The sequence below is a fragment of the Paracoccus aurantiacus genome, from assembly GCF_007993065.1.
GTDB lineage: Bacteria > Pseudomonadota > Alphaproteobacteria > Rhodobacterales > Rhodobacteraceae > Paracoccus > Paracoccus aurantiacus.
On the sequence record NZ_VOPL01000019.1, the window covers coordinates 1 to 9,199 of the forward strand.

Here is a 9,199-nt window from a genome sequence, read left to right on the forward strand (position 1 = left end):
ATCCGCCATCTGCCGCTTGCTGTCCGCCATCCGCCGATTGCCAAACGGCATCGTAGGTGCCCGATCGCCACCCGGCGCATCGCTCGATCCTTGTCGTCTCGCTCTGCGCCTTGCGCCTGCGTCAGCGGTCCCGCCCGCCAAGGCCGAGATCGTCGGGGCAGGGCGCGCAGGACCGGGGTTCGGGGGGACGGCTCGGGACGAGACGTTCAACCGGACGCCGCAGCCGCGCGCTTCGCCCCGATCAGCTCGGGTGGAGGCCGAAGGCCGGAACCGGGGGCGCGGCCCGAAGGGGACACTCAAAGGCATTTGACAGCTCACCGCCAATGCAGTTGGCAGGGTGCAGATAGTTCTGCCTTCAGCGGTGGGGAAAATTGCGTTGATCAGTGGGGCCTGACCCAGATGCGAAGGCAGGCTTGCCACTCCCCGAAACGGTCCCCAGAAAATGTGGATAAGTCGCGCCTGCAAAGAAAGGGGCCGCCCGAGGGCGGCCCAGTTAAACCTTCGTCGCAGAAGGATCTGTAGGGGGGCGTAGAGAACTCGCTTACCCCCGTCAATCTTATTGCCAGACAGCCCGCGCGGCCGCGGGCGCGGGACTGCGCAGCAGCTCCCGGCGCCTCGCCTGCGCGGCTTTTTCGGCCCGTGCCGCCTGCCGCGCGGCTTCCTGCTGTTTGGCGAAAGGATGGCCGTTCATCGCATGATATGCGGGCGCGGCAGGGGTGAATGCCTGATCGTTGGTTTCGAGTGACAGGCTGTTGCCATTGATCACTCGTCCGGCGACACCCCGCGCGGCGATCTGGACATAGGCCATGTGGAAGGTGGCGCGAGACAGCTCAACGGCCTCGACCCAGATATGCCGGGCCGGGTCGAAACCCTGTTTCTCGATCACATCGGCCACGGCCAGCACCATTCCGCCCGCGCCTGCGGCGGGTTCCGAGATGGTGATGAAGCCTTGTTCCTCGATTTGGGCCGACACATCACCAAGGGACATTTCGGCCATCATGCGGCTGACCTCGTAGGGGGTAAAGAACTGGCCCAGGCGGGCATCGAGCGCGCCGATCTCGGCCGCTGCCTGGCCGAAGAAATCGACGCCGCTAGCGGCAATGATCTGTATGGCGATCGCCATCATTTCAGGCATGCGCCGTACGTCGTCCTTGTTCGGGAACATGCGGACGCACTCCATGTATTGCGCTTCCAGCCGGTCGCGCTGATCGGCAAAGGGCGAGGCGCGCTTCGCGAGGGCGCAGAAGGCCATTTCGCAGAAGATCCGGAAAACCTCGGTGCGGGTCTTCGAGCGGTCGAACTGATCGAGTGCGCGCACGAATGCGGTCACGGCTTGATGGGCCATGTCAAAGTCCTTGTGGCGTTGGGGGGCAGGGCGCCGCGCCGTCAGGCGCGGCGCGCGCGGCTTACTGGTCGCGCGCCGTGCTCAAGGCGAGCATGATGGCGGTCTTGTTGGCCGCCACGTCCTTGCCGATCTGGTCATAGGGTTTCGACCAGTCGACGGGGACCTGCAGAAGGGCGTCCATGATCGCGAACACGCCTTTCCGGGTGCGGCGATCACCGCCCCTGCCGCCGCCGATGCTCATGCCGGATGCGACATGGACCACCTGCCAGCGTTTGTGCAGCTTGAAAGCGCCCAGCCCCGCCCGGCAGTAGGCGGTTACGGTCCTGTCGCCATAGATGCTGTTCGGAATGGTGATCATCTGCTGAGAATGCGCCATAGGAATACCTCGGTCGTTGGAATGGAGACGGATCGCTACGCCGCGCCGTCAGGCGCGGCGCGCATGGTTCAGATGCGGATCCAGTCGCGCGACATGACGCGGCTGATGCGGCAATCGCGGCCGGTTTCGATGCAGGTAAAGAAGGTGCTGGCGCGGTTCGCCCCGGCGAAGCGTTCCTTGTTGACCCGGAAGGTCTGCCCCTCGCTGCCATCGCTGAACCTCAACGGTTCAGGGAACCGGATCACGTCGCCGGGCTTCAGGCGACGGCCGGTACGGGCCGCGTGGCTGCGGCACCGCTGCCGCCAGTCCAGCGCGTATTCGTGGGTGGTGGGCGACAGCATGTCCAGAAGCTTTGCAGGGGCTTCGCATTCGACTGGACCGGCGGTTTCGTCCATGTCCTTGTAGCCCCAACCGGCACCTTCCCGACGCGTCAGGAAGACAGCGGCGAACGTATAGCCGCCCGTGGCATCGGTCTCGAAACTGCCGCTGGCATCGGTGCCGCTGACCAGCCGTCCGGTCGCGGGTTCGCTGCGCACGGCGGCATACCAGACGGACCCCTTGCGGCTGATTAGGACGGGGAAACCCCGTCCTGTCTCGTTGTCCCATGTGCAAAGCCGTGCGATCTCATCGCGGATGCAGGCGGGGGTGTGGTTATAGACAAGCCAGCCCATATCAGCCCCTCCGCAGGTCGAGGGCATCGGCGATGCTCTCACGCAATTCCGCCAGTGGGTGCGCGTCAAAATCATCCTCGCGGAAACTCTCGGGATGATCGTATCCGGGGATTTCGTCATGAATCCGCTGCGCCAGCAGATCGACCAGATCGGGCAGGCGGGTGTTGGCATAGGCATGGCTGAGGTCGCAATATTCGACCAGCTCGCCGGTCAGATCCACGATCCGGGCGGCAGCCTCGCCAATCTCGCCCCATGTCGCGTCATGCACGATCTGCCATTCCCGCGCCTCGGCGTGGAAACCGTAGATCGACCAGCAGACATGTTCGCCGGGATCGCAGACTTCGACGCTGCCGCCCATGTCGCGCACAGGCGAAACCCGGAAGCCGGTGAAATCGAAGATCGTGCTGCCTTTGGGCAGGCCATTGAAGGTCTGGGCAAGGGCGTTTTCATCTAGGCGCTGACCGGCGCGCCGGTATTGCACGGCGCTGATCCATTTACCTGCCTCCTGCGCCTTGTCGCGCAACTGGTCGAGGGTGAAGCTGCCGAGATAATCGCCGGTCACGTCGAACGCGGCCCAGAGATTGAGCCAGCGGCCTTCGCAGCGGGTCAGATCGTCAAAGTTCCGAAACATGGTGTCGTCCTTCTCTTGCGACGGGCGGCGCGGGCTTGGTGCCTGCTTTCCGCCGATGGGCGAGACCTCTCTGCTTGTCGTCGAAAGGCCCCATGCCTTTCGGACGGCAAAGCGGGGAGGGCGCAGCCCTGCCCGCGGCCCTGGGGCTGACTGTCAAGGCTCGGGAAGGCGGGGTGGTGCGGCCCGCAGGCGAAGCCGAGGACACGGCCCGCCTGGACGACGACGCGCATCGCGCGGCGCTTGGCCATTGACCGTCAGACGCAGGGATGCGTGGCGGACAAAAGGAAATGAAAGGATCGTCGGGGCGGGGGTGAGCGCGGGCGCAGCCCGCGTCGGTCCCCCGGCACGTCCTCAGTCCATTATGGCCCGCGCCTTCGCGCGGGTCGCGCCTGTCCTGTCTGGCCGCAGGCCGTCGCGGCAGCGACTGGATGGAACGGCGAAGGGGCGGCTATCGCCGCCCTCTTGCCGTTACTGCTGGTCGTCCGCCCGTTTCGGGAAGGCGACCATATCGACGCCGGGGAACATGTTGTGGCGGACCTGGATCGAGGTGATGTCGCCGGCGGGGTTGCGGTTGATGAAGACGACCCCGCAGTCGTCCCAGAAGTTTTTGCCGTCTTTCTCGCCGGTTTTGACGCGGAGCTTCATGTTTTCGGTGGCCATTGGATTTTCCTTTCCTGCCTGGCGTTTCGATGAAACCTCTGCGGACAGGGCAGACCGAGCGGCTGTCAAAGGCGAATTTGGGGCGCGAGGAATGGCCGCAGGCCAAGGGAAATTCGTCGTTGAAGGCCGAAGGCCGTCAGCCGCGCTGCCCTGTCATGTTTCATCTGGAAGAAACGCCCCTTGCAGGACAGGACCAACCGGCCACGGAGCCAGGCAATCGACCGAACCGGCAGCAAGAAGGATGGCTAGGGCTGGGGCTGAGCATGTCGTGTCCGGATCAACCGCAACCCCGCTGTCTGCGCCCGAAACCGCCACCGCCGCCGGTGTTCCCGGTAGAATGCTCGCGTGCGGGACGATGAATGACCGAGCTTGGCGAGGGGCCGAAAGCCTGCCCGATGATCCGGTTGTGCGCGAGGGCTGAAGGCCAACCCGCGCAAGTGACCGACACCCGGATGGGCCGAGACGGGCAGGGCAGGGCGGTCAGGACCGGCGATCGAGGATCTGGCTCGGGACGAGACAGACCGCAGGCGCCGCAGCCGACCGCATCGCCCTGGCGGGCTTGGGTCGCGCGACAGCGCGACTGGGGCACGGTCGCCGGCCTGCCGGCGATGCGCCGTTGTCGCTCAACAGGGAATGAATATGGTGATGGAGGATCTGAAGCTGGCTGTAGAATATGTATTTACAAAATGAAATTCCATCGTCGCGAATTGAGCAGGCGACAATGCTTGAGGGCCTGCTTACTGCACGGGCTACAGGTGGTTCGGCAGACGACGGTGTGTATCAGCACCTCCGCCGCGAGTTCATGGCTGATCCTGTTCTCTGCGACCTTCTTCCACCGTTTGTAAGAACCTACCGAAATCTGTCCGCTTTCTGGCCCTATATTCAAAGGGCGTCAGAAACCTATGCCGGCCGGCGCGAGATCATCAACAAGGCTTTCACACCCTTGATGGATAGGCTTGAGGGCAGCAACACGGCCCCCGGCGACAAGGTGGCGTCTGATGCCCTGGAGACATTCGACGTGGCGGGCGTTCATTCCGTATGGGGCAAGGCTATTGCCCGCCGCAGTACCGATCCGGATGGGGCAATCACGGTGGCACGAACGCTCCTTGAAACCGTGATCAAGCGTATCCTCGACGAGTGTGGCGAAACCTATTCGGACAAGGACGACCTGCCAAAGCTATATGCCACTGTTGCGAAGCTGTTGAATCTTGCGCCGAACCAGCACACCGAAGAACCAATCAAGGCCATTTTGGGCGGTGCATTGAACCTTGTGAACGGCATCGGCACGTTGCGCAATCGCCTGTCTGACTCGCACGGGCGTGGGGGCAAATTGCCGATCAGGCCTTCACCTCGCCACGCCAGCCTTGCGGTCAACACGGCAGGGGCGATTGCCACGTTTCTTGTCGAAACCTACCAAGAGAAGTGGGAGGAGCCATAAAGCAATTGGCGCTTGAAACCAGCAGTTTCCCGTCCACTTCCAGTGGAAAACCTTCATCAGAGCGCTGCGCGGTCGGAGGATTCGGACACGCGAGGTCAGGGACGCCCGGCACGGGCGCTTGCAAGCCGCGCCCTTTCGGCGCGGCGCCGTCCTTGACCCGTGTGGAATAATCCAGAGACCGAGTGGGGTGGTGCGGCCTGGCCCCGGCCGATGTTCGGCCGGGTTAACAGCCGGGCACAATCGAAGCCGGTGCTTCCTGGTGCAACGAGCGTGTGGAGACGCCGCGCCGGGGCGCGGCTCCGCGCGAAGCGCCGGCCCTGGCGATCCTTTCCCGGCGGATGCCGGGGGAGGGGGGCAGGGCAACTCGGCCCGACAGCAGCAGAGAGTGGATATCACATATCGGCTGGCAATCAGGGGTGGACGATAGCGGCAGGCGGAAAAAAGAGCGCCCCACGAAAATCGCGGGGCCAGTTGACCTTCGTCGCAGAAGGAAAAGGGTCAGCACGAGAGGCGAAGAAAGAAACTTACAACAACCCTATGGCGAAGTGACGTAAAGTCAGCCACACTGAAAATCCTCCCTGTTGGCCTGGCGGCAGGTCCGGCCTGCCGCCATTTCTTCAGAGGTTACATGACCGCGCAGGTTCACGCGGCGCGGGGTGAAGGGCAGGGCATCGAGGGCGATGCGCCCGGCCTCAAGGCTGTGCAGGAAATCCAGCAGATAGACCGGATCGGCGGGATAGGGTGCGCCGTTCCACGCGGCCCGCAGCCGGCGGCGCTGCCTTGGTGGCATGGCGTCGATCAGGCGGCGGGCACGCCGCCACTGATCGGCGCGGCGCTGGCGGCTGCGGGCCTCCTGCGCGGCCCAGGCATTCGCGCGGGCCTGCATCACATCGTCGGGGCTTTTCTGACGGGCCGCGATCTCGGCGGCGAAGAGCGGCAGGGCCTCCCGGTCGGCTGTCTGTCTGCGGGCCAGCGCGGCCCGCTTGCGGGCGGTGTCGGTGAACGGGTGACGGGTCGATCTGATGAAGCGCATGGATCAGGTTCCCGTGGCGGATCGTGCGGCGACGGCCTCGATCCCTTCTTTGATCCGGCGCAGATCGGCGGCTTCCGCTTGATCGCCCTGCGCCACGGCGCGGGCAAGGTCGGTGTCCAACTGGTTGAGATTGTCTCTGCTGGTTGCGTATTCGCAGCCGATGGCATGGCCGACACGGTAGCCCCCGCCACACGTGCAGGAAAGCCCGTGCCATGATCTTTCCCGTGCATAGTCCATCCGTGCTGTCCTTTCTGAAACCGTGTTGCCGGGACCGGGGCGCGCGATCTTCGCGCGCCCCGCTGTTATCAGGCCATGCCCTCGGGCAGCCATGCCGCGATGCGGGCCTCCTGCGCCTCGGTGATCCCGAGCGCCTTGCGCGTGTCGGCATCACTGAACAGGGTTTCCAGCTTTGCCGCCTTCTCGCCCTTTTTCAGCTTGGCGAAGCTGGTGGCGGTGGGGTGATCGGCGGCGAGGTCCAGCAGATCGCCCCACAGGTCGTTGAGGTAAGGGCCTCCAACGCGGGAAAAGAAGTTCGCGGCGGTGGGCGTCCAGACCTCGCGGATCGCGGGCTTGGTCTCCTTGTCGATCAGCGCGGCCAGTTCATCGGACCCGCCCCGGTAATGCGCGGCCAGCATCCGCACCAGTTCGCCCCGAACATGCTCGGCTCCCTTGGAACGGAAGGCGCGGAAGGATTTGGCAAGGTCCTTGCCATACATGTCGCGCGGCGGATTGGCGGTCAGGCGGTCGTCCAGCGCATATCCCTCGGCCTCGGTGGTCGGCCAGTTCGGCACGTCCTCTGTCGCAAGCCCGAACGGCTTGCGCCAGGCAAGGCCGTGGCTCAACTGATAGGCCAGCAGGTCGATCAGCAGTTCGGGATCGCGCAGCGCCGCATTCTGCCGTGCGCCCTGCGCCACCCGGCCCAGATCGTCGCGCAGCGCGTTGCTGATGGGCGATTTCGGAGCGGCATGGACGGCGCTGCCGTCGCGGCTGCGGGCGGCATGTCCGGTCAGTATCTCTGCGGCAATCGCGGCCTCGCGGTCCTCGGCCCGAATATAAGCCGCCTGCACGGTCAGTTCGCCGCGACTGTCCACGAACACGAACAACCCGGCATGGTCACGCTGCGCATCGGCGAAGTCGCCCCGCGCCAGTGTGTCCAGCGCATCCAGTTCCGCCTGTCCTTCCTCGTTCAGAGCCTTGGCCTCGGCCAGTTCCGACAATTCGTCGTAACGCTCGGCCTGTTCCTCGGACAGTTCGCCCTCGATCCGGTAGATGCGGTCCAGCTTCGAGGTCACATCATAGCTGACCCACGACTCTGGGCTGGTCTCGATCCATTTCCAGCCGTGGCCGATGGCCTCGGCGTCCATCGCCAGCTTGTCGGCAAAGAGCCGGTCCAGCAGCGCGCCATCGTCCAGAAACACCTCGTTTGCGAACAGGTCGCGGGTAATGATGCCGCCCGCACCTTGATAGGCATCAAGCCCGACATAGACAGCGCGGCGGTCGGTGTCGCGGATCGCCTCGGGTTGCAGAAGTTGTTTCAGGCGGTGGGCCGACACGTCCTGACCGCGCATCCGGTCCAGCACATTGAGTGCAAGGGCTTCGTCCTGGGCCACGGTGAAGCATTTCGCGGCCTCAAGGGTGATTTCGCCCGCTTTCAGCGCATCGAGGATCGGGGCGGGCAAAGCCGCAAGCGCAAGGCGGCGGTAAACATGCGCCTCGGTCACGGCGAACACGCGGGCGATGGCAGGCACATCGCTGCCCGTCTCGGCCATCCGGCCATAGGCGCGGATTTCATCGGCGGGATGCAAATCCTCGCGGGCCGCGTTCTCGACGCTGGCCCATGCCCGTGCGGTGGCCTCGTCGGGGGCCAGACGGACGGGGATTTCTGCCAGTTCCGGGCGGCGATCCAGCAGGTCGGCGTGTTTCTCGAAAGCGCGGATCAGGGCGCGCAGGCGGCGACCGCCCGCGACGATCCCGACATGTCCGGCCTCGTCGGCAAGGCCCGCAAGGTTCTGCAACAGGCCCACGGCCACGATGCTGTCGGCCAGTTGGTCGATGCGGTCGGCATCGACGTCCTGACGGGGGTTCATGTCCGAGAGGTAGAGCGCCTCCAGCGGGAAATACTGGATCGGGGCGGTGGTGATGGCACCTTGTTTCACAGGTCTTTTCCTTGTTTGCGACGTTGGTTTCGTGTTATCGGTGCCTCACCCGTGATCGGGTGAGGCGAGGGGGTCACATGGCACCGTGCTGGTTCAGGAAGGCGTGGCCGATCTTGGCGGAGTGACCGCCCTTCCTGATGAGCGCCCACGCTTCCGCGATCCGCGCCTCAAGCCATTGATTGATTGTTCTCACCTCCTTTCCGGTTGCTGTTGCGCTTGGCCGGCCCACCCGGAGCATGAAGCGGGCCGGGTTCGGGGGTTCAGTAATCGGAGGGGAACATGATGGTCAGGACGCGCCGGGTCGCGGCGGGGTTCGCGGGGTCAGGCGAGCCGTAGACCAGTTCCTCGTCGTAAAGGTCGATCTTCCAGAACAGCTTGACGGTCAGCACGGTGACGGTGCCGAAACCATGATCCCCGTAAGGGTCATTGTCCGGCGTGAACTCGCTATCCCCGGCCACCGCCATGAGTGCGGCGGTTACGAAATCCCGGCCCATGCCGTTGACGGCAGAGGTCACGACAACCTGTCCGCGCAGATCGCTTGCGGTCCCGGTGAGCATTCCCGCCCGAAAACGGTCGTTCTGTTCCGCGATCTTCACGGCCTCGGCGGTCGGGAAACCGTAATCAGGCGCGGCGGTATGACAGTGCGGGCAATGGCTCGGCCCGGTCAGGGCGGTGATGATTTTCCCGCAGGCGGTGCAGGAAAAATCGACGGCAATGGAATCTTCGGCCAACATGGGCATCGTCCTTCTTTTGCGACGGGCGGCGCGGGCTTGGTGCCTGCTTTCCGCCGATGGGCGAGACCTCTCTGCTTGTCGTCGAAAGGCCCCATGCCTTTCGGACGGCAAAGCGGGGAGGGCGCAGCCCTGCCCGCGGCCCTGGGGCTGACTGT

At 64.6% G+C, this 9,199-nt stretch carries 10 protein-coding genes; 1 reads left to right on the top strand and 9 read right to left on the bottom strand.

Annotated elements, in window-relative coordinates; all coding sequences use genetic code 11:
* Positions 1–556: 556 nt before the first annotated feature.
* The 5 genes from FQV27_RS18480 to FQV27_RS18500 all read right to left on the bottom strand — a co-directional run bounded on the left by FQV27_RS18480 (position 557) and on the right by FQV27_RS18500 (position 3,683).
* Positions 557–1,345 carry an N-6 DNA methylase gene (locus tag FQV27_RS18480; protein WP_147101516.1) on the bottom strand — a complete coding sequence of 263 codons (789 nt, stop codon included), beginning with the start codon at positions 1,343–1,345 and terminating at the stop codon, positions 557–559.
* A gap of 61 nt (positions 1,346–1,406) precedes the next feature.
* Positions 1,407–1,721, bottom strand: a complete 315-nt coding sequence (locus tag FQV27_RS18485; RefSeq protein ID WP_147101519.1) for a hypothetical protein — start codon at positions 1,719–1,721, stop codon at positions 1,407–1,409.
* A 68-nt stretch (positions 1,722–1,789) separates the two neighbouring features.
* Entirely contained in the window at positions 1,790–2,392 is a 603-nt protein-coding gene (locus FQV27_RS18490) for a DUF6927 domain-containing protein (RefSeq protein ID WP_147101522.1), read from the bottom strand.
* 1 nt (position 2,393) lies between these two features.
* The gene (locus FQV27_RS18495) at positions 2,394–3,023 is read right to left on the bottom strand and encodes a hypothetical protein (RefSeq protein WP_147101526.1); all 630 of its coding nucleotides are present in this window, start codon (positions 3,021–3,023) and stop codon (positions 2,394–2,396) included.
* Positions 3,024–3,491: 468 nt separating this feature from the next.
* Positions 3,492–3,683 carry a hypothetical protein gene (locus FQV27_RS18500; RefSeq protein ID WP_147101529.1) on the bottom strand — a complete coding sequence of 64 codons (192 nt, stop codon included), beginning with the start codon at positions 3,681–3,683 and terminating at the stop codon, positions 3,492–3,494.
* 673 nt (positions 3,684–4,356) lie between these two features.
* Between FQV27_RS18500 and FQV27_RS18505 the strand changes: the two genes are divergently transcribed.
* Positions 4,357–5,121 (top strand): abortive infection family protein, encoded by a 765-nt coding sequence (locus FQV27_RS18505; RefSeq protein WP_147101532.1) that lies wholly within the window; start codon positions 4,357–4,359, stop codon positions 5,119–5,121.
* Positions 5,122–5,677: 556 nt separating this feature from the next.
* Here FQV27_RS18505 and FQV27_RS18510 read toward each other — a convergent pair.
* The 4 genes from FQV27_RS18510 to FQV27_RS18525 form a co-directional block, all read right to left on the bottom strand.
* Entirely contained in the window at positions 5,678–6,154 is a 477-nt protein-coding gene (locus FQV27_RS18510) for a hypothetical protein (RefSeq protein ID WP_186827390.1), read from the bottom strand.
* 3 nt (positions 6,155–6,157) lie between these two features.
* Entirely contained in the window at positions 6,158–6,391 is a 234-nt protein-coding gene (locus tag FQV27_RS18515) for a hypothetical protein (protein WP_147101535.1), read from the bottom strand.
* A 68-nt stretch (positions 6,392–6,459) separates the two neighbouring features.
* Positions 6,460–8,310 carry a ParB/RepB/Spo0J family partition protein gene (locus FQV27_RS18520; RefSeq protein WP_246133180.1) on the bottom strand — a complete coding sequence of 617 codons (1,851 nt, stop codon included), beginning with the start codon at positions 8,308–8,310 and terminating at the stop codon, positions 6,460–6,462.
* Between the two features lie 260 nt (positions 8,311–8,570).
* Entirely contained in the window at positions 8,571–9,044 is a 474-nt protein-coding gene (locus tag FQV27_RS18525) for a DUF3768 domain-containing protein (RefSeq protein WP_147101538.1), read from the bottom strand.
* Positions 9,045–9,199 lie beyond the last annotated feature (155 nt).